Here is a 19,473-nt window from a genome sequence, read left to right on the forward strand (position 1 = left end):
CGTCACGAACGTCCTCCAGCCCCGCAACGTCCTGCTCGCCGGCATGACCGGCATTGGTCTGGCCGCCGCGGGCGGCCACTGGACCGGTGTCCTGTGGGGCCTTCTCGGGGCACTGTGCGCGGGGGTCGTCCCCGCCGCGTACATCGAATGGGAACGCAGGCGCGGCACCTGGGGCGACCGGCACGTCGTGGACCGCACCCAGCGGGCGCCCATCTTCCTGGTCATCCTCGGTTCGATCGGGACCGGTTCCCTGGTGATGGTCCTGGGCGGTGCACCCAGAGGGGTCCTCGTGGCCATGATCGCCCTGTGGGCCATGACCGTCGTCCTGCTGACCGTGAACTCCGTCTGGAAGATCAGCGTGGACTCGGCCGTCGCCTCCGCGGCCGTGGCACTGGCCGCCGCCGTCCACTCGCCGTGGTGGCTGGCCGCGTACCCGATGGCCGTCGCCGTGTGCTGGTCGCGCGTCGCCCTCGGCTACCACACGGCCGCCCAGACCGCGGCCGGGGCGGCTCTCGGCGCCGCCACAGGGGCCGCGTTCCTGCTCGGCCAGGCATGACCGGGCCCCGACCGGGCGGTCGGGGCCCCCGTGACCAGCCAGGGTTCAGACGGGCAGGCGCCGGACCCTCAGCACGTTGTCGGTCCGCGTGCCGGGCCGCCCCTCCGGGTCGTTCTGCTTGCGCTCGAACTCCTCGCAGCGCTGCACCTCCCAGCCCTCCTCGGGCAGGTCCAGCGAGTCCAGGACCTCCTGCGGCGTCGGGAGCGGCACGCCCTCGTGCGTGGTGGTCTCCCACGGGGCGGGCCCGCTGTGACCGACGATCAGCAGGACGCCGCCGGGTGCGACCGCCGCGGCCGCCCTGCGCAGGATGTCCTCGCGCGGCAGGTCGCCCGGGGAGTGCAGGTAGTGCGCGGAGACCAGGTCGAACTCGCCGGCCGGGAACGACACGGCGAGGTCCGACTGCCGCCAGTCGACGGCGTCGGCGACCCCCGCCTCCTCGGCATGACGGGCCGCGCGTTCCAGGGCCACCGCGGAGATGTCGGTCGCGGTCACGCGCCAGCCGCGCTGCGCGAGCCAGATCGTGTCGGCGCCCTCCCCGCAGCCCAGGTCGAGCGCCGTACCGGGCCGCAGGCCGGTGGCTTCGCGGACGAGTGCGGTGTTCGGATTGCCGCTCCAGATCCGCTCGCTCTCGCTGTAGCGGGCGTCCCAGAACTCGGCGCCCGTCGCATTGCTGTCGGTCATCTGCGGGTGCTCCTCGGTCTGCGGGCAGGACGGGGACCGGTGGGCAGCCTCCGGCCCGGTCGGCTCGGCAAGCGGGGACCGGCGGTCGGCTTTCCGCCCGGTCGGCCGGTTGAGCGGGGACCGGCGGTCGGCCACCGCCCGGCGGGTTTCATCGGAGATCAGATCGGCGTTGATCGCCACCGCGGCGCGCACCCCGGCGGCCGCAGCGCCGGCGACCTTGTCCGCCGGAGCAGTGGCGTTGCCCGCCACCCACACGCCGGGGACGGCGGTCGCGCCGTTCTCGTCGGCGGGAAGGCGGGTGCCCACCACGGCGCCGTTCCGGTGGTGCTCGACCGCCTCCAGGCCCAGCCCGGCGAACGCGCCGACCCGTGCGGTGGACAGCGGCGCGACGACCAGGGCATCGCATCCCACGACGCGCCCGCCCTCCAGACGGACACCCCGCAACGCGCCGCCCTCGGCACCGGCCCCGACATCGAGACCGGTGACCCGCCCGTCCACCACCGTGATCTCGCGCGCCGCCAACTGCTCGTACTCCTCGTCGTCCGGGTCGGGCCCGGTGTGCAGGAAGAGCGTCACGTCCTTGGACCACTGCCGCCACATCAGCGCCTGCTGCGCCGCGAGCGGGCCGGTCGCGAGGATGCCGATCGCCCGGTCGCGCACCTCCCAGCCGTGGCAGTACGGGCAGTGCAGCACATCGCGCCCCCACCGCTCGGCGAGGCCCGGCACGTCGGGCAGTTCGTCGACGACGCCGGTGGCCACCAGCAGCCGGGCCGCGACGACGGAGGACCCGTCGTCGAGCACGACGCGGAAGCCGCCGTCCGCCAGGCGCTCGGCCGAGGCCACCCGGCCCTCGGCGAACTCGCCGCCGTAGCCGGCCACCTCATCACGCCCGGACGCGAGCAGTTGCGCCGGCGGCGTGCCGTCCCGGGTCAGAAAGGCGTGGACGTGTCCCGCGGGTGCGTTGCGCGGGCGGCCCGAATCGATCACGAGCACCGAGCGCCGCGCGCGGACCAGCGCCAGCGCCCCGCTCAGTCCCGCCGCGCCACCGCCGACGACCACCACGTCGTAGTGCGGCTCCGTGTCCCCGGACCCTGTGGTCCCTGTCTCTGCTGCGAAAGCCCTCATGCCTCGTACCTCCGTTTCACGGCGATACTCCGCCCACGCCTCAGTCGCTGGCAAAGAAACTTGCCGACTCCGCAAAAATCACGGCCGGCGGGCCCGCCGCCGGCGCGTCGGGCCGCTCGATGTCAGCCGGAGCCGTCCCCGGACGCCGCCACCCACCGGCCCAGGCCGTAGTCGTAGTCGTGGACGGGCCGCCCCCGCACGCCGCTGGTACGGAACGGTCTGCCGTCGTCGTCGATCCGCACGCTGCCGCCGCGCTCGCCGCTGCTCCAGCGCAGTTCCAGGTACCAGTCGCAGTCGCACGCGACCGTGCGGCCGCTCACCAGCAGCGACTCCGGATCGGATGCGGAGACCGTGTACGGGAAGGACACGGCGGGGAGCGGCGTCCCGGAGTCGTTGCCCGGCTGTGGACGGGCCACGGGACGGGACGCGTCGAGGTCTACGTCGAACAGACGCGGCGTCAGCGCTCCTCCGCATCCGGAGCTCGTGCGGTACACGGCCTGCTCGGGCGGAGTCCGGCGCTCCACCACGCGGACGTGCAGCGACTCCAGCACGACGGCCTCGGGTCCCTTGCCCCGCACCGTGATGCGCACCTGGGTCTCGCCTGCGTGAAGGGCCCCCAGGGAGGCGGCCCATGACGCCGCGTCGGCCTGTGCGGGCGGTGGCGGCACGGCGGCGGGGTCGCGGTCCAGCAGATACGCGTGATCGCAGCCGTTGCGCCAGATGTGGTCGTCGACGGTCCAGGCGAACGGTGTGCCGGTGCCCTGCGTTCCGCCGGTGTGCCCGGGAGCCGTCGTGCCGGATCCGGTCCGCTCGTCGGAGCGCGGCCGCGGACCGGCGGTCGCGGACCCCGCGGCCGCGGGCGGACCGGGCGGGGAGGTACGGGGACGCGTCGGCGGCACGGAGACGGCCGGATCCCGGTCCTGCCCGCCGCGGCCCACGGAGATGTCACCGCCGGGGCCGAGCTCGCGGAAGCCGGCCAGTACGGCGAGCAGGGCGAGCAGGGAGAGCGCGGCGGCCGAGGAGGCGACGAGAGCGGGGCGACGGGAGCGCAGGGGCACGCGCGTGGGCCGGGCTGCCCCCGCGCCCGCGACGGCAACGGCGCTCGTCACGGCCTCGAGGGCCGCGTCGAGGGCGGGCGCGGCCTCCGGATCCCGGTGGGCGGCGGAAAGGGCTTCCGGGAACGCGTCGGCGGCAGGCGGCGTCCCCGCATCCCGGTCAGCGGCAGCGGCGGCGCCCGTCACGGCCTCCGAGGACGAGTCGGCCTCGGCAGCGGTTTCCGCGGTGGCGGCCGCCGTCGCCTCCGCCGTGCCGGTCTCCCGCCGTACGCCGCGGTCCGCGTCCGCCAGGACCCACAGCCGGTGCAGCTCCACCAGTTCGTCGCTCCCGCAGCCGCACAGCCGCGCCAGCCGCTCCACCGGTGCGAAGTCCATCGGGACCGTCTGCCCCGAGCAGTAGCGGTGCAGCGTTGCCGCACCGACCCCCATGCGCCGCGCCAACGCCCCGTAGGTGCGACCCGATCGGCCGCGCAGGTCGTGCAGCCGCCGTGCGAAGGCCTCGGTCGATGCCCCTCTCGGTGTGTCCGTCACTGCCGGTCCTCCACTCGGTCCCGCCCGGGAGTTGTTTCACCCCACTACCGAAACCCCACGTCAGCACCGGTGGAACGGTTCCACCGCCGGCGCAGGGGAGGTGATGCCGGCACTTATTCGGTTGTCCGGTCCGACGCGTGTCTGCTGCACTGCACGGGCCCGAGCGACGGGCCTCACGACCGACCCGACCCAGGAGCACTGATCATGCGCGGAACTCTCATGTCCCTCCCGGAAGGAAACGCCCCCCATCTCAAGGACATGACACTTCGTGCATACGCTGAACCTCGGAATCCTGGCGCATGTTGACGCCGGCAAGACAAGCCTGACCGAGCGGCTGCTCCACGCCACGCACGTCATCGACGAGCTCGGCAGCGTCGACGACGGAAGCACGCGGACCGACTCGCTGGACCTGGAGCGGCTGCGCGGCATCACCATCAAGGCGGCCGTGGCCTCCTTCGACGTCGACGACATCACCGTCAATCTGATCGACACACCGGGCCATCCCGACTTCATCGCCGAGGTCGAGCGAGCCCTCGGCGTTCTCGACGGCGCGGTGCTCGTGGTCTCCGCCGTCGAGGGCGTCCAGGCGCAGACCCGCCTCCTGATGCGCACGTTGCAGCGGCTGCGCATCCCCACGCTGATCTTCGTCAACAAGATCGACCGCCGCGGTGCCCGGTACGAGAGCCTGCTGCGCGCGATCGGCGAGAAGCTGACGCCGGCGCACATCGCGATGAGTGCCACCGGCGGGCTCGGCACCCAGGGCGCGGTCAGCCGCCCCCGCACCGGCCCCGCCTTCCGCTCCGAGCTGACCGCGCTCCTCGCCGAGCACGACGACGCCCTCCTCGCCGCCTACGTCGACGGCGACGCCGACGCCGTTCCCGGCGCCCGGCTGCACAGCGAGCTCGCCGCGCAGACCCGCCGCGGGCTCGTGCACCCCGTGCTCTTCGGCTCCGCGATCACGGGAGCCGGGACCGACGCGCTGATCGGCGCGATCACCGAACTGCTCCCGACCGCGCCCGCGGACGCCGACGGCCAGGTCTCGGGCACCGTGTTCAAGGTCGAGCGCGGCCCCGCGGGGGAGAAGACGGCGTACGTCCGCATGTTCTCCGGCACCGTACGGGTCCGGGACACGCTGCCCTTCGGCAGCGGCGGAACAACGGGCAAGGTCACCGGGATCAGCGTGTTCGAGCACGGTGCGGCCGTACCCCGTGACGCCGTCTCGGCAGGGCAGATCGCCATGCTGCGGGGGCTCGGGGCGATCCGCGTCGGAGACGCGATCGGCGCACCGGGACCGGCGCGGGCGGCCGGCCGCCATTTCGCGCCACCCACGCTGGAGACGATCGTCGTCGCCCAACAGCCCGGCGACCGGGGAGCCCTGCACACCGCCCTCACTCAACTCGCCGAGCAGGACCCGCTGATCGGCCTGCACCGGGACGAACTGCGGCAGGAGATCTCGGTCTCGCTCTACGGCGAGGTGCAGAAGGAGGTTGTTCAGGCCACCTTGGCCGACGTCTTCGGCATCGACGTGGCCTTCCGCGAGACGACGACGATCCATGTGGAACGCCTCGTGGGGACCGGCGCCGCCGCGGAATTCCTGGACGTCGATCCGAACCCGTTCCTCGCCACGGTCGGTCTGCGGGCCGAGCCGGCGCCCGCGGGCTCGGGTGTGGAGTTCCGGCTGGAGGTCGAACTGGGCTCCATGCCCTACGCGTTCATCAAGGCAGTCGAGGAGACCGTCCGGGAGACGCTGCGCCAGGGGCTCAACGGCTGGGAGATCCCGGACTGCGTCGTCACCCTGACGCACTCCGGCTACGCACCTCGTCAGAGCCATGCCCATGCCGTCTTCGACAAGAGCATGTCCAGCACGGCCGGTGACTTCCGCAACCTCACCCCGCTCGTCCTGATGAGCGCGCTCCGGCAGGCGGGCACCGAGGTCCACGAGCCGATGCACGACTTCCGTCTGGAGGTCCCCTCGGACGTGTACGGCGCGGTGCTCCCCATGCTGACGCGCCTGCGGGCCCTCCCGCGGACGTCGTCCGTCAAGGGCTCCTCGTACGTGATCGAGGGCGAGCTGCCCGCCGCGTCCGTGCACGCGGTGGAGCGCCAACTGCCCGCGCTGACCAGCGGCGAGGGCATGCTGGAGAGCTCCTTCGCCCGCTATCGGCCGCTCCAGGGCCCGCCGCCCAGCCGGCCCCGCTCGGACCACGACCCCCTGGACCGCCGCAAGTACCTCCTGCGGGTCGTGCGGCGTACCGGAGCCCGGGACGAGCACCGTTGACGGCGGCCCGCCGCGCGTATCGCCTCGGCGACGCCGCCCGCCGTCGAGGCGGCACCCGGCGGGGGTGTCAGCCGCCGACGCCGGGGGATGCCTGCGGCAGGGCGGGCACTGTCGCCGTCGTGGGTCCGCGCACCGCCGCGATCACCGCGTCGTGCAGGTCGCGGCTCGCGGCCTCCGACGGGCACGGCGCCGGACTTCCCGACACCGTGAACCAGTCGGCCGCGCCCGTGTACTGCACCGTCACGGACGCCTCGCCGTCCACCCAGGTGGTGTGCACGGTGAGGTCGCCCGTGACGACACCGACCTCCTCGGTGAGCACGCCGCCACGGCCCGAATACACGCCAGGAGTAGTCCAGGATGCCCAGCTCATGCATCCAACGTCACACTGTTCCCGCTTGATCGCTACTGGCGCGGCAGGACGGTTTCAGCACAGGACACCGAGCGCCCCAGGCTGCACCCTCGCCGTCACCGGCAGCACCGCGTCGACCTCCCCGTCCGCGCCGTACGGAATAGGGCGGTCCGCTTCGATGCGGACCTCCTCGCCCCGCAGGATCTCCACCTGCGGTCGCGTCACGTGGGCGCCGGTCTTCAGCTCGTTCATCATCGTGAAGAACAGCCGCTTGGGGGCGTCCTGGATCACGACCACGTCCAGCACCCCGTCGTCGAGCCGCGCCCCCGGGGCGATCTGCCGGCCGAAGCCGTAGAAGCCGGAGTTGGCCGCCACCACCGTGTAGCCGCGGCGCTCGTGCACCACTCCGTCGACCGTGATCCGGTACGAGGCGGGCCGCCACGCCATGACCGCCCGCAGCCCACCGGCGTAGTACGACGCGGCTCCCCGCAGCAGCCGGGAGGTGTTGGCGTGCCGGTTGGCGACCGCGTCGACCCCGGCGTACACGCTTCCGAGGACGGAGACCCCGGCGTGCGCCGACGAGGTGACCTCGATGGTGTCCACGGCCCTCGGCGTGCCCCGCAGCAGCACCTCCGCCAGCCGCGGGGCGTCGGTGGGCAGGCCGAGGGCGCGGGCGAAGTCGTTGCCCCGGCCGGCCGGGACCAGGCCCAACACGGTGTCCGTGCCGCTGAGCGCCCCGCCGACGCAGCCCGCCATCCCGTCGCCGCCCACGGCCAGGACGACATGGCCCCGCTCACCGGCCTGCCGGGCGAGCTCCCGGGCGTGCTCCAGGCTGCGGCTGTAGACGGTATCGAGCCGCGCCCCCGCCTCCCGCAGGAGCCGGGCCACGGGGAGCAGGGCGGCCGTACCGCTGGAACCGCCCGCGGTCGGGTTGACGACGGCGGTGAACTCTCGCATGGGATGCGCCTCCGGACGGCGGGAACAGGTCAGCGGACGGGAAGGAGGACGCCGGGGCTGAGGACCCCGGCCGGGTCGATCTCGGCCTTGACGGCCTGCAGCATGCGGATGCCCACCGGCCCGATCTCCGCTGTGTACCAGTCGCGGTGGTCGGTGCCCACCCCGTGGTGGTGACTGATGGTGCCGCCCGCCGCCAGGATCGCGTCGCACGCCGCCCGCTTCGCCGGCTCCCAGTGCGCGACCGGGTCGTCCCCCTGGGCGGAGACGACGGTGAAGTACAGGGAGGCGCCGTTCTCGTACACGTGCGAGATGTGGCACATGACCAGTGGCGGGGTGCCCGCCTCGGTCAGCGTGGCGGTGAGGGCCTGGCGCACCGCCGCGTACAGTCCGGGCAGGGCGGACCAGAAGGCGGCCGTCTCCAGCGTCTCGGCGAACGCGCCCGCGTCCAGCAGCGCGTCGCGCAGGTACGGGGCGTTGTACCGGCCGTGCTCCCAGCGGTCGCCCGGCTCCTCGCCGACGAACTCGCCGCCGCAGGCGAGCAGGACCTCCCGGGCCGCCGCGCGCCGGGTCGCCGTGTCCTCCTCGGTGCCCTCGTAGCCCGCGATGGCCATGCAGCCCGCTCCCTGCGGGGCCTCGGCGCTGCCGATGGCGTCCGGCTGGGCCAGGCCGATGAACGTCTCCGTCTCGTCCGACAGGCGCAGCACCGTGGGCCGCGGCCCGTCCTGCGCGAGCCGGCGCAGGGCGGCCGCCCCCGCCTCGAACGTGGCGAAGCGCCAGCCCTCGTAGACGCGCCTTTGCGGCAGGGGGCGGATCCGCACCGTCACCGCGGTGATCACGCCGAACGCGCCCTCGGAACCGAGGACCAGCTGCCGCAGGTCCGGGCCCGCCGCCGAGCGGGGCGCACGGCCGGTCTCCAGCGTGCCCTCGGGGGTGGCGAGCGTGAGGCCGAGGACCATCTCGTCGAAGCGGCCGTAGCCGGCCGACGCCTGGCCGCTGGAGCGCGCCGCGGCGAATCCGCCGACGGTGGCCCACTCGAACGACTGCGGGAAGTGGCCGAGCGTCCAGCCCCGATCGTTCAGCAGCGCCTCGCACTGCGGGCCGCGCAGGCCCGGTTGGACGGTGGCGGTGCGGGAGACCTCGTCGAGGGCGAGGAGCCCGTCGAGCCGGCGCAGATCGAGCGCGACGAACGGTCGCTTCGCCTCCGGCGCGAGTCCGCCGACGACGGAGGTGCCGCCGCCGAACGGCACGGCGCACAGGCCGTGTTCGGCGCAGGCGCGCAGTACGGCGAGCACCTCGTCGTGGCTGCCGGGCAGCAGGACCGCGGCCGGTATGTCGTCGACCTCGCCGGCGCGGATGCGCAGCAGGTCGGGGGTGGACTTGCCGCGGGTGTGCCGGATGCGGCTCTCGGCGTCCAGGCGCACGTGCGCGGTGCCGCCCACGCAGGCGGCCAGGGCCTCGCGCGCACTGTCCGGGAGCGGGGAGGCGGGCGCCTCGACGGCGTCGAGCGAGGCGGGTCCGCTCTCGCGGGGGGTGACGCCGAGCAGATCGCGCAGCAGGCCGATCACCGTGCCGGGCAGGGGGGCCGCCTTGGCCGGGTCGCCCCAGCCGCTCCACAACATGTCCACTTCGACTCTTCCTCACCGTCGGTTTCGCGGGGGTGCACTGCCGCGCGGCCGGCACTGCATTACACTGTGACAGATGACGCCCATTCGTCACAACCATGCGGACGCGGATGCCGTGCTGGACGCCGCACGCGACTGCGTCCTCGCCGTCGGCGTACGCCGCACGACCCTGACCGACGTGGCCCGGCGCGCCGGGGTGTCCCGGATGACGCTCTACCGCCGCTGGCCCGACGTGCGCACACTCGTCGGCGACCTGATGACCCGTGAGTGGATCGCCCTCGCCGTCGGCGCCATGCCCGACCCCGCACCGGACACCCCCGTGCGGGCACGCATCGTCGACGGACTCGTCGCCGGGGTCACCGCGTTCCGCGCGCACCCCCTGTTCCACAAGATCCTCGACGTGGACCCCGAGCTGCTGCTGCCCTACGTCATCGACCGCCGCGGAGCCAGCCAGGACGCCCTCCTCGGCCTCATCACGCAGGCGCTCGACGAGGGCCACGAGGACGGCTCCGTCCGCCGCGTGCACACCGGCCGGCAGGCCCGCTCACTGCTGCTCGTCGTCCAGTCCTTCACGCTCTCGCTGCGCACGATGACCGAAGAGGCCGACCCCGAACTGAGCGACACCGCCTTCCTCGACGAGCTGCGGACCGTACTGGAGAGGACCCTGACCCCATGACCCGCCCGAGCAGCCCCGCCCTGCCCGCCTCGTCCCTCAACGCCGCACGGCGCCGCCGGGAACTCGCGGAACTCGCCGACGGCACCGAGGGCAGCGTCGTCGATGTACTCGTCGTCGGACTCGGCGCCACCGGAGCCGGAGCCGCGCTCGACGCCGCCTCCCGCGGCCTCACCGTCGCCGCCGTCGACGCGCACGACCTCGCCTTCGGCACCTCCCGCTGGAGCTCGAAGCTCATCCACGGCGGGCTGCGCTACCTCGCCACCGGCCAGCTCGACGTCGCCCACGAAAGCGCCGTCGAACGCGGTGTCCTCATGGAACGCACCGCCCCCCACCTGGTCCGCGCCCAGCCCTTCGTCCTGCCGCTGACCCCCCTCGTCAGCCGCGGCCAGGCCGCGCTCGCCCGGGCCGGCTTCCGGGCCGGCGACCTGCTGCGCGCGGCCGCCCGCACCTCACGCGCCACCCTGCCCGCACCGCGCGCCCTGTCGGCCGTGGAGACCCGCCACCTGGCACCCGCCCTGCGCGCCACCGGCCTGCGCGGCGGGCTGCTGTCCTGGGACGGCCAACTCACCGACGACGCCCGCCTGGTGACCGCGATCGCCCGCACCGCCGCCGCCCACGGCGCCCGCGTCCTCACCCGCGTCCGCGCCCTCGCGCTCACCGGCACCGGCGCCGTCGTCCGCGACGAGACCACCGGCGAGGAACTGCGCATCCGCGCCCGCACCGTCGTCAACGCCGCCGGGGTCTGGGCCGGGGGACTCGTCGAGGACATCCGGCTGCGCCCCTCGCGCGGCACCCACCTCGTGCTGCGCTCCGACGACCTGGACAGCCTCTCCGCGGGCCTGCACATCCCGATCCCCGGCGAGACCAACCGCTTCGTACTCGTCCTGCCGCAGGGCGACGGGCGGGTGTACGTCGGCCTGACCGACGAACCGGTGGAGGGCAGCGTCCCCGACGTGCCCGAGGTGCCCGAGACGGACATCGGCTTCCTCCTCGACGTCCTCGGCTCCGCCCTCGATGTCCGCCTCGGCCGCGCCGACGTCGTCGGGGCCTTCGCCGGACTGCGCCCCCTGCTCGACACGGGCGGCGGACCGGGCCGCACCGCCGACATCTCCCGCAGGCACGCGGTCCTCACCTCGCCCGACGGTGTCGTCACGGTCGTCGGCGGCAAGCTCACCACGTACCGGCGCATGGCGCAGGACGCCGTCGACGCCGCCGTACTCGCCCGCGGCCTCCGCTGCGGCCCCTGCCGCACCGCCGCCCTCCCGCTCGTCGGCGCCGACCACCCCCGCGCCCTCGCGCAGCTGGACGTCCCCCGCCGCCTCGTCCGCCGGTACGGCTCCGAGGCGCCGGCCGTCCACGCCCTCGGCCTGGCGGACCCGTCCCTGGCGCGCCCGGTGATTTCCGGCCACCCCGTCACCGGCGCCGAGCTCGTCTGGGCGGTCCGCCACGAAGGGGCCCTCGACGCGTCGGATCTCCTCGACCGCCGCACCCGTATCGGCCTCGTGACCGACGACCGGCACGCGGCTCACGGCGCCGCCCGCGACGCGCTGGCCTACAGCTCCTGACACGTGTGGTGGGGCGCCCTAGGGGCTGTCCGGCGGATCTTGGCCGGGGCCACGACGCCTGGCACGGCACCTCGCTGCGTTGCCGAAATGCCCGGATAGCTCCGCTATCAGGGCACTCCGGCGCCTTGCGATGCACCGCACCAGACGCCGCGTCCTATCCGACCCTGATCCGCCGGACAGCCCCTAGGGGCGCCCCACCACGGTCACGCCCCGCCTTCGGGGCCTGCGGCTGCTACGGGAGCTGGACGAACGGGGCCAGGAACGCCCGGGCCCCCGGGGTGTCCAGACGGTACGTCACGTTCGTCGCGTAGCACGGCGAGTCGCCCGTGATCGTCGTGGAGACGAGGGTCGGCTTCCCGCCCAGCGTGGCGAAGTTCGGCCCGCCCGAATCGCCGTAGCACGCACCGCCGTTGCCCTGCGGTGCGGTCATGGCCAGGCGTACCCAGGAGTTGTTCAGCGCGTCGAAGGTGACCGGGGCCTTCATCCGGACGCCTCCGCCCGGGTGGGTGTGGCCGCCGGGGCCGCGGTGGGACTCCTCGGTGCCGTAGCCGGCGACGAGGAACGACGTGTCGTTCAGCCCCTGCGGCCCGGCCGCGTCGAGGGCACCGGCCTTGGGCAGCGTCGCCGGGGTGAACGACCAGCGCGCCTTGACCTGGGCGGCGGACAGCTCGATCACCGAGATGTCGCGCGTGTCGGAGGCCGGACCCGGGTACTCCGGGTGATTGTGGGCGGTGCCCTGGACGCCGACGGCACGCGCCACGGCCGCGGGGTCGCCCGGGTGCTGGGCGGCGGCCTTGTCGAGACCGGCCTGCACGTCCTGGTCGAGGGAGACGTAGAACTTCACGTTCTCCGGCCAGTCCGTGGTGCAGTGTGCGGCGGTGAGGAACGTGTCCTTGTCGATCATGGTGCCGGAGCAGACCCAGTCGACGCGGTCCGGGGTCGCCGGATCGTCGTCGGCGTCCCAGGTGGCGACCAGAGCGCCGACTTCGGTGCGCTCGGGCGCGGGCGTCGCGTTGTACGAGTTGATCGCCGACGACGGCAGAGCCGCGGCGAGCACGACGGCGCAGGCCGCAGCGGTGACGGCCATCGGACGTAGGGGCAGGGCAGTCAAGTCGGACCCTTCGATGTGGGCGGACGGGAATCTCCTGTGGGGTGATCGACAGTGAAGCGTGCCCGCAGGTGCTGCGGCAAGAGGCCGTCACCACCGGAAAAACGGGCGTCCGGGACCCTTCGAGATGCGCGCGTCCCCGAGCGCTGATTCGCTGAGGACACCCGCTCAGACGGAACACAAGGAGTGATCATGAGCGTTTCGGACGAGTCCCGCGGCCGGGTCCGGCAGATGCGGGAGAAGGCCAAGGAACTGAACGAGGCCGCGGAGCGCAGCAGCGACCCCAAGGAGCGCCAGCGGCTGAAGGAGAAGGCCCAGAGGCTGCAGGCCCAGTCGGAGCAGGAGTCCGGCATGAGCACCGGGGACATCTACCCCGACGTGTGACGGAGCCGCCGCCGCGCCAGGAGTGGCGCGGCGGCCGGCACGAGGGGCCGGGCCGCCCACGGTGCCCCGGCCACTCGGTATGCCCGGGATTGGCCTCTCGGAGCGAAACGCCGGTGTACCGCCCGCATTTCTGCGCGGTCCGGCGCCGCGATGCCCCTAGGGTGCGGGGCGGACAGAGGGGGGACCGCGTCCGATGGGAGACCTTCGATGTCCTCGACCACCGTCCGTTCCCGCCGACTCCTCGGGCGTGCGGCCACCGCCCTCGCCGCAGGTGCGCTCCTGTGCACGGCGGCTCCCGCACAGGCGGCGGTGCCCACCAAGCCGTACGGGACCGTGACCGCCAAGGCCGGGCTCAACGAGCGCGCCTACCCGAGCACCGACTCCTCGGTGAAGGGCATCCTGCCCCACGGCGCCCGGATCGGCCTGGTGTGCAAGGTGCGCGCCATGAACATCGCGGGCAACGACCTGTGGTACCTCGTCCGGGACAGCCGCCAGGTGTGGGTGCCCGCCAGGTATGTGGCTGCCACCGGCTCGGTGCGGTACTGCAAGGACGTCGAGCAGGTGCTGACCCGCCCCTCCTGAGCCGCGCCCGGAGTCAGTCGACCGGCCACGTGTGGGCCGGGGCGTTGAGGTGCATGTAGTCGATGTACTGCCGGGTCATCAGCCGCAGCGCCTCGTGATGGTCGACCCTGCTGGTCCGGTCGATGTGGTGGAACGTCTCGGCCTGCCACACGGCACCGTTGCGCCCCGTCACACAGCGCTGCTCGATGATGCCGAGCAGCGGCTCCCGCCACGGCGCGTCCATTCCCGAAGCCTCCAGGCCGCGGTGCGCGAGCGGCAGCAGCCGGCGCAACACCAGCTCGGCGACCGGCACTTCACCCATACCCGGCCAGTACAGGCGGGCGTCGATCCCGTGCCGCGCCGCGGCGTGCAGGTTCTCCTCCGCGGCCTGGAACGACATCCGCGACCACACCGGCCGCTCCTCGTCCACCAGTGCGCGCGTCAGACCGTAGTAGAAGGCGCCGTTGGCGAGGATGTCGGCCACGGTGGGTCCCGCGGGCAGCACCCGGTTCTCGATGCGCAGGTGCGGCTTGCCGTGGTCGACGGCGTAGATGGGGCGGTTCCACCGGTAGATCGTGCCGTTGTGCAGGGTCAGCTCCGGCAGCTCCGGCACGTCGCCGCCGTCGAGCGTCTCCTGCGGGTCCTCCTCGTCGCACACGGGCAGCAGGGCGGGGAAGTAGCGCACGTTCTCCTCGAAGAGATCGAAGACGCTGTTGATCCAGCGCTCGCCGAACCACACCCGGGGCCGTACGCCCTGCACCTTGATCTCCTCCGGGCGGGTGTCCGTCGCCTGCTCGAAGAGCGGGATGCGGGTCTCGCGCCAGAGCTCCTTGCCGAACAGGAACGGAGAGTTCGCGGCCAGTCCCACCTGCACACCGGCGATCGCCTGCGCCGCGTTCCAGTAGGCCGGGAACTCCTCCGGCGCGACCTGCAGATGGAACTGGGTGCTCGTGCACGCCGCCTCCGGGGTGATCGTGTCCGCGTACGTGCGCAGCCGCTCGATCCCGTCGATCTCGATGCGCAGGTCCTCACCGCGCGCGGCGAACACCTGCTCGTTGAGCAGCCGGTAGCGGGGATTCTCCGAGAGGGATGCCTCGTCGACGTCCTTGCGGCGCAGTGTCGGCAGGATGCCGATCATGGCGAGATGCGCCCCGACCTGCGACGCGCGCCGCTCCGCATGGTTGAGGGCGTCCCGGATCTCCTCCTCCCAGGAGTCGGGCCCGCCGGCCGTCAGCCTGCGCGGCGAGATGTTGATCTCCAGATTGAAGCGGCCCAGCTCGCTGGACCAGGCGGGATCCGCGATGGCCTCCAGGACGTCGGTGCTGCGCATCGCCGGTTCGCCGGTGTCGTCCACCAGGTTCAGCTCGATCTCCAGACCCACCTGCGGCCGCTCGAACTCGAACTTCGCCCCGCGCAGCATCTGCGCGAACGTGTCCAGACACGCCTGCATCTTGTTCCGGTAGCGGCGGCGGTCCTCGCGGGTGAAGACCAGCGCCGGGACGTCACGCCCCATCGGCCCTCCCGAATCGTCGGGCACAGACCCCTGTCCCAGCGTGACACCTGTGGGCGGCGGGGACCAGCGAGGAAGCCGCCGCCCACGGTGCCATGACGGCAGTGGCACGGACCGTGACGGGCCGGGGCCGGTCGGGTCAGTCCAGGAAGCCCAGCAGTGCCGACGTGAGCTCGGCCGGGGCGTCCTCCTGCACCAGGTGGCCCGCTCCCGCGATCGGATGGAGGCGGGCGCCGGGGATGCGGTCGGCCAGGTCCTTGCCCCGGGTCGCCGGGATCCAGGTGTCGTCCTCGCCCCAGCACACGAGGACCGGCATGTCGACGGAGCCGTAGCGGTCCTCGATCTCGTCGGTGTGGCGCTGATCGGCCTGGGCGATCTGGCGGTAGAACGCCGCCTGGCCCACGTCTCCGGTCCACGGCTCGACCAGGCGGTCGAGGGTGGCCGGATGCAGCCCCGGAGAGCTCGCGGACGCCACGTACTCGCGGACCAGGGCCCGGTGCAGCGCGGGCGGCAGCTGCTCGAAGACGCTCGCGTGCTCGCCGACCAGGCGGAAGAACGGCGATCCCCACGGAGCCAGGGCCACCGGGTCGACGAGGACGAGGCGGCGGTAGCGCCTGCCGTGCAGGATGTGGGCGCGCAGCGCGACCGCGCCGCCGAAATCGTGCGCCACGACCTGCGGTTCGTCCAGTTTCCAGTGGTCGAGCAGCTCGGTGAGGACACGCCCCTGAGCGGCGAGCGAGACGTCCTGCCCGGCGAACTTCGCCGAGGCGCCGTAGCCCGGCATGTCCCACACGAGGACCTGACGGCCCGCGGCGGCGAGCGCACGTGCCACGGCGCGCCAGACGAAGGACGAGAAAGGTGTGCCGTGCAGCAGCACCACGGGCGGGGCGACGGGGTCGCCGAGCCGGTCCCAGCGGACCTCGCCCGCCGAGCTGTCGAAGGTCCGTGCCACGTGCCAGTCGGACAAGGTGGACCCCTCACGGTGTCAGTGGCCAACAGGTCATCGCACCTTACGCCGCACCGGGCGTCGCGGTCAGGAACTCTGCCGGCCGAGGCTGCCGCGGACGAACGCCGCCTGCCCGGCGTGCTGGAGGTCGTCGGAGATCACGCTGACGAGGCGTACGCCCAGGGTGACGGGCGGGGACCAGGACGTGTCGACGACCCGGTCGAGCGCCGCGTCGTCGAGGGTGCGCACGAACCGCAGGGTCTCGTCGTGGACGGCGTCGTAGTAGCCCAGCAGCAGGTCGGCCGAGTCGGGGCGCACGGCGCGGACGTCGTCGGGCGTGTGCCCGTAGCCCGTGTCGGCATCGGGGAACGGCAGCGCGAACCTGCCGGACCAGTCCTGCGCGGTCCACACCTGCTCCCGGTCCGCGACATCGGCCACGTGGTCGTCCTGGATACGGGTCAGATGCCAGACGAGCCAGGCGACGGAGTTGCCCCCCTCGTCCAGGCGGGCCGAGAGATCTTCGCTCTTGAGACCCTCCACGGCCTCGTGGACCACCTCGCGCACGCGCCCGAACGCGTCTGCCAGCAGGTCGGCGCTCTTCATCGTCTCTCTCCTCCGGTCGACGGTCCCTCAGCCCATCGTGGCGTCCGGCCGGGCGTCCGACACGTCCCCGCACCGGATGTCAATCAAGGTTGACACCTGGCGTTTGTCAACCTACGTTGACAACATGACCGAAGCAACCGATCTCGCCGAACGCGCGGGTGACCGGGACCCCCGGATCGGACTGCGAGCCGTCGCCGCGCTGCGGCGGCTGCTGGAGCAGCTCGAGGCGGTGCAGGTCCGCAGCGCCCGCAACCAGGGCTGGTCCTGGCAGGACATCGCGGCGGAACTGGGCGTCAGTCGCCAGGCCGTCCACAAGAAGCACGGGAGGCAGTGATGTTCGAACGTTTCACCGGTGATGCCCGGGCGGTGGTGACCGGTGCCGTCGTCTGCGCCGAGCGGGCGGACGCGCAGGCCGTGACCGACGAGCACCTGCTGCTCTCGCTGCTCGATCTGCCGGGCGGCCGCACGCAGTTCGCCCTCCGTTCCCTCGGTGTCCTGGACCGACGCGAGGCCCTGGAGTCCTCGCTCGCCGAGGCCCGCCGCCGCGGGGGTATGACGAAGGCCGACGCGGCCGCGCTCGCGGGCATCGGGATCGATGTCGAGCGGATCGTCGCGAGCGTGGAGGAGGTGCACGGGGCGGGTGTGCTCGCGCACGGTGGGCCGGGCAGGCGCCGGTGGTCCGGTCATCGCCCGTTCACGGCCGGCGCGAAGGAGGTGCTGGAGAAGTCGCTGCGGATCGCGCTCGGCCGCCGTGACCGCACGATCGGGCCGGATCACATCCTGCTCGCCCTGGCCGCCCGCCCGGGCGTGGTCGCGGAGGCCCTGGCGGATCACGGGGCGACGTACGCGTCCGTCGAGCACGCGATGTACGGAAAGCCGAACGGCGGTTCGGCACAGGCGGGTTGACAACGAGCCAAAAGCCCCGTTGTTGAGAGAAGGCTGCGTCGCGCCTCTCTCAACAACGGGGCTCTTACGGTACTTTGGGGCTAATGCCGTGTCATCTGCGTCACGTCATGGCCAAAACTTGAAACCCCTGAGACGCGTGGCGCGTCTGTTTGAATGGCTCCGGTGGGGCGTGTCGCTGCCGGGCCGCGTTCGGATCCGAAGGATTTTCGGTGAACGACATTCACAATGTCACTCTATGTGTTGAGACCATGACGGCTTCGCCACGTACTGTCACATGAGCAGCCCGGCGGACCGCGCGGGCAGGGGAGGAAGCAGCACATGAAACCGTTCGCGTGGAACTACGCACGTCCCGCCGAGCCGGCCCCGGCCCTGGCCGCCTACTCGTACGACTCCGCACTGCAGTTGAACGTCCTGCCCGACGGGCGTCCCGCCATCTCGGACCGGGCCCTGCTCGCCGCCGCCGGGACGACCACGTCCAAGGCCGGCTCCGCGACCCACTTCGACGACTGAGCCGGACTGCGCGCCGTGACGGTGTTGGTGCTGACGTGCGAGCAGGACGTCACCGCGGACCTGGTGGTGGCGGAACTTCATGAACAGGGCGTTCCGCTTGTCCGGTTCGACCCCGGCGATCTGCCCGGTGACGTCGCCCTGTCCGCGGAGTACGTACGGGGGGAGTTCCGCGGCTACCTGTCCACGGGCGGGCGCGTGGCGAGCGTCGACGGGCTGCGCTCGGTGTGGGTCCGCAGGCCTGGCGAACCGGCCGCGCACGCCGATGAGCCCTCGGCGTGGCTGTCCGAGGAGAGCGGCCACGCGCTGTACGGCATGCTCGACTCCACGGCCGCACGCTGGATGAACCATCCGAGCGCGGCCGCCCGGGCCCGCCGCAAGCCGTGGCAGATGCGCATCGCCCACCGCAGCGGCTTCCCCGTCCCCGCCACCCTCGTGACGACCTACCCCTCCATGGCCCGCCGGTTCGCCGAGCAGTACCGCCAGGTGGTGGTGAAATCCGTGTCCGGCAAGTCGCCGGGGGATCCGCCCATGGCGCTGCCCACGACCCTGGTGCCGCCGGACGCCGACTTCTCCGGCGTCGCCGCCGCACCCACCCTGCTCCAGCGCTACATCCCCAAGCGCGCCGACATTCGGCTGACCAGCGTGGGCGAGACGCACTTCGCCGCACGCAAGACCGCCGAGCCCGGTCAGGTCGACGGCCGGTTCGGGGAGACCGGCCACAGCTGGGAGGCCGTGGAGGTGCCCGTACCGATCGCGCGGGCCGTGGAGACGTACAAGAAGCACGCCGAACTCGCCTACGGCGCCTTCGACTTCGCGGAGGACGCGGAGGGCACCTGGTGGTTCCTGGAATGCAACCAGGGCGGACAGTTCGGCTTCGTCGAGCTGGAGACCGGGCAGCCGATCGCCCGCACCGTCGCCGCCTGGCTGGGCGCCGACCCGGTCTGACCGACGGCCGGGGGAGTGCCGTGCGGCTGTCCCGGCGGATCGGCCGGTCAGGTCCTGCCCCGCCGCCACTCCTCGACGACGGCGTCCACGTCGTACGGCTTCAGACCCAGCGGCGGTCCCGGCGGCGGACGCAACAGCATCGCCCTGATCTTCTCGTTGATCTCGGCGACGATACGCCGCACCGCCGTCTCCGACGGCGCCCGCGCGGCCTTCTCCAGCGCGTCCTCGGCCTCCTTGCGCAGGGCCAGGGAGGGCGGGAGGACGGACAGGCCCTCGCGGTGCATCTTCCGCTTGATCCACCACAGCTCGTCGTAGCCGGCGTCGCCGTCCGGCAGGGGCTTCCCGAAACCGGGCAGCTCCGAGAACTCGCCGCGCTCGGTGGCGTCGCGGATCTGCTTGTCGACGAATGACTCGAAACTCACGCCCGGTGGCTTGCGCTCCGTCATGGCACCAGCCTACGACGCCCGCCCACAGGGCAGGCGGACGGAGCGGTGGGGCGGCGAAACCCTCTGTGCATTGTCAGTGGCCGTCCCTACCATGGTCATCACTTCCGAGTCCTCCTCGACCGCGCCCACGCGTGCCCGCGTGATCCCGCGGCCGGGAGC

General features: G+C 73.0%; 20 protein-coding genes. 10 read left to right on the forward strand and 10 right to left on the reverse strand.

Annotation, left to right across the window (positions count from 1 at the left end):
• Positions 1 to 43: 43 nt before the first annotated feature.
• Entirely contained in the window at positions 44 to 556 is a 513-nt protein-coding gene (locus ACF08N_RS15570; protein WP_392325387.1) for a hypothetical protein, read from the forward strand.
• A 45-nt stretch (positions 557 to 601) separates the two neighbouring features.
• Here ACF08N_RS15570 and ACF08N_RS15575 read toward each other — a convergent pair whose 3' ends face one another.
• Positions 602 to 2,362, reverse strand: a complete 1,761-nt coding sequence (locus tag ACF08N_RS15575) for a methyltransferase domain-containing protein (RefSeq protein ID WP_392325135.1) — start codon at positions 2,360 to 2,362, stop codon at positions 602 to 604.
• A 122-nt stretch (positions 2,363 to 2,484) separates the two neighbouring features.
• Positions 2,485 to 3,948 carry a helix-turn-helix domain-containing protein gene (locus ACF08N_RS15580; RefSeq protein ID WP_392325136.1) on the reverse strand — a complete coding sequence of 488 codons (1,464 nt, stop codon included), beginning with the start codon at positions 3,946 to 3,948 and terminating at the stop codon, positions 2,485 to 2,487.
• Positions 3,949 to 4,216: 268 nt separating this feature from the next.
• Between ACF08N_RS15580 and ACF08N_RS15585 the strand changes: the two genes are divergently transcribed.
• A complete protein-coding gene (locus tag ACF08N_RS15585) occupies positions 4,217 to 6,226 on the forward strand; it encodes a GTP-binding protein (protein WP_392325137.1) in 2,010 nt (669 codons plus the stop codon).
• 67 nt (positions 6,227 to 6,293) lie between these two features.
• Here the strand turns inward: ACF08N_RS15585 and ACF08N_RS15590 are convergent, their stop codons facing one another.
• Genes ACF08N_RS15590 through ACF08N_RS15600 form a run of 3 tightly spaced genes read right to left on the reverse strand, consistent with a single transcriptional unit; the run spans position 6,294 to position 9,157 of the window.
• A complete protein-coding gene (locus ACF08N_RS15590) occupies positions 6,294 to 6,596 on the reverse strand; it encodes a hypothetical protein (RefSeq protein ID WP_215179887.1) in 303 nt (100 codons plus the stop codon).
• A 54-nt stretch (positions 6,597 to 6,650) separates the two neighbouring features.
• Entirely contained in the window at positions 6,651 to 7,532 is an 882-nt protein-coding gene (locus ACF08N_RS15595) for a diacylglycerol/lipid kinase family protein (protein ID WP_392325138.1), read from the reverse strand.
• A 29-nt stretch (positions 7,533 to 7,561) separates the two neighbouring features.
• Positions 7,562 to 9,157 carry an FAD-binding oxidoreductase gene (locus ACF08N_RS15600; protein ID WP_392325139.1) on the reverse strand — a complete coding sequence of 532 codons (1,596 nt, stop codon included), beginning with the start codon at positions 9,155 to 9,157 and terminating at the stop codon, positions 7,562 to 7,564.
• 73 nt (positions 9,158 to 9,230) lie between these two features.
• Between ACF08N_RS15600 and ACF08N_RS15605 the strand changes: the two genes are divergently transcribed.
• Positions 9,231 to 9,830 (forward strand): TetR/AcrR family transcriptional regulator, encoded by a 600-nt coding sequence (locus ACF08N_RS15605; RefSeq protein WP_392325140.1) that lies wholly within the window; start codon positions 9,231 to 9,233, stop codon positions 9,828 to 9,830.
• On the forward strand, positions 9,827 to 11,395 hold the full coding sequence (locus tag ACF08N_RS15610) for a glycerol-3-phosphate dehydrogenase/oxidase (RefSeq protein WP_392325141.1): 1,569 nt from the start codon (positions 9,827 to 9,829) through the stop codon (positions 11,393 to 11,395). The genes ACF08N_RS15605 and ACF08N_RS15610 overlap by 4 nt, the downstream gene beginning before the upstream one ends.
• Positions 11,396 to 11,627: 232 nt before the next feature.
• On the opposite strand, the gene ACF08N_RS15615 is transcribed toward ACF08N_RS15610, so the two are convergent.
• Complete coding sequence (locus tag ACF08N_RS15615) at positions 11,628 to 12,482, reverse strand: trypsin-like serine protease (protein ID WP_392325142.1); 855 nt, start codon at positions 12,480 to 12,482, stop codon at positions 11,628 to 11,630.
• A 213-nt stretch (positions 12,483 to 12,695) separates the two neighbouring features.
• Here ACF08N_RS15615 and ACF08N_RS15620 point away from each other — a divergent pair, with 213 nt between their 5' ends.
• Both ACF08N_RS15620 and ACF08N_RS15625 read left to right on the forward strand, forming a co-directional pair.
• Complete coding sequence (locus ACF08N_RS15620) at positions 12,696 to 12,887, forward strand: DUF6381 family protein (RefSeq protein WP_365993737.1); 192 nt, start codon at positions 12,696 to 12,698, stop codon at positions 12,885 to 12,887.
• A gap of 207 nt (positions 12,888 to 13,094) precedes the next feature.
• Positions 13,095 to 13,469, forward strand: coding sequence for an SH3 domain-containing protein (locus ACF08N_RS15625; RefSeq protein WP_392325143.1), 375 nt, complete (start codon positions 13,095 to 13,097; stop codon positions 13,467 to 13,469).
• Between the two features lie 13 nt (positions 13,470 to 13,482).
• Here the strand turns inward: ACF08N_RS15625 and ACF08N_RS15630 are convergent, their stop codons facing one another.
• The 3 genes from ACF08N_RS15630 to ACF08N_RS15640 form a co-directional block, all read right to left on the reverse strand.
• Complete coding sequence (locus ACF08N_RS15630) at positions 13,483 to 14,961, reverse strand: glutamate--cysteine ligase (RefSeq protein WP_392325144.1); 1,479 nt, start codon at positions 14,959 to 14,961, stop codon at positions 13,483 to 13,485.
• A 136-nt stretch (positions 14,962 to 15,097) separates the two neighbouring features.
• Entirely contained in the window at positions 15,098 to 15,925 is an 828-nt protein-coding gene (locus ACF08N_RS15635) for an alpha/beta fold hydrolase (RefSeq protein WP_392325145.1), read from the reverse strand.
• Positions 15,926 to 15,991: 66 nt separating this feature from the next.
• Complete coding sequence (locus ACF08N_RS15640) at positions 15,992 to 16,507, reverse strand: DUF664 domain-containing protein (RefSeq protein WP_392325146.1); 516 nt, start codon at positions 16,505 to 16,507, stop codon at positions 15,992 to 15,994.
• A gap of 124 nt (positions 16,508 to 16,631) precedes the next feature.
• Here ACF08N_RS15640 and ACF08N_RS15645 point away from each other — a divergent pair, with 124 nt between their 5' ends.
• From ACF08N_RS15645 to tgmB, 4 genes are all read left to right on the forward strand, one after another.
• Positions 16,632 to 16,841 carry a helix-turn-helix domain-containing protein gene (locus ACF08N_RS15645; protein ID WP_187739028.1) on the forward strand — a complete coding sequence of 70 codons (210 nt, stop codon included), beginning with the start codon at positions 16,632 to 16,634 and terminating at the stop codon, positions 16,839 to 16,841.
• Positions 16,841 to 17,413 (forward strand): Clp protease N-terminal domain-containing protein, encoded by a 573-nt coding sequence (locus tag ACF08N_RS15650; protein ID WP_392325147.1) that lies wholly within the window; start codon positions 16,841 to 16,843, stop codon positions 17,411 to 17,413. Before ACF08N_RS15645 ends, ACF08N_RS15650 begins: the two co-directional genes overlap by 1 nt.
• Positions 17,414 to 17,731: 318 nt before the next feature.
• Positions 17,732 to 17,923 carry a putative ATP-grasp-modified RiPP gene (gene tgmA / locus ACF08N_RS15655; protein ID WP_177148025.1) on the forward strand — a complete coding sequence of 64 codons (192 nt, stop codon included), beginning with the start codon at positions 17,732 to 17,734 and terminating at the stop codon, positions 17,921 to 17,923.
• 15 nt (positions 17,924 to 17,938) lie between these two features.
• A complete protein-coding gene (tgmB, locus tag ACF08N_RS15660) occupies positions 17,939 to 18,868 on the forward strand; it encodes an ATP-grasp ribosomal peptide maturase (RefSeq protein WP_392325148.1) in 930 nt (309 codons plus the stop codon).
• Positions 18,869 to 18,915: 47 nt separating this feature from the next.
• On the opposite strand, the gene ACF08N_RS15665 is transcribed toward tgmB, so the two are convergent.
• Positions 18,916 to 19,314: a DUF1992 domain-containing protein gene (locus ACF08N_RS15665; protein WP_392325149.1), complete on the reverse strand. Its 399-nt coding sequence runs from the start codon at positions 19,312 to 19,314 to the stop codon at positions 18,916 to 18,918.
• Positions 19,315 to 19,473 lie beyond the last annotated feature (159 nt).

The organism is Streptomyces sp. NPDC015127, assembly GCF_043080095.1.
In the GTDB taxonomy this organism is placed as follows: Bacteria; Actinomycetota; Actinomycetes; order Streptomycetales; family Streptomycetaceae; genus Streptomyces.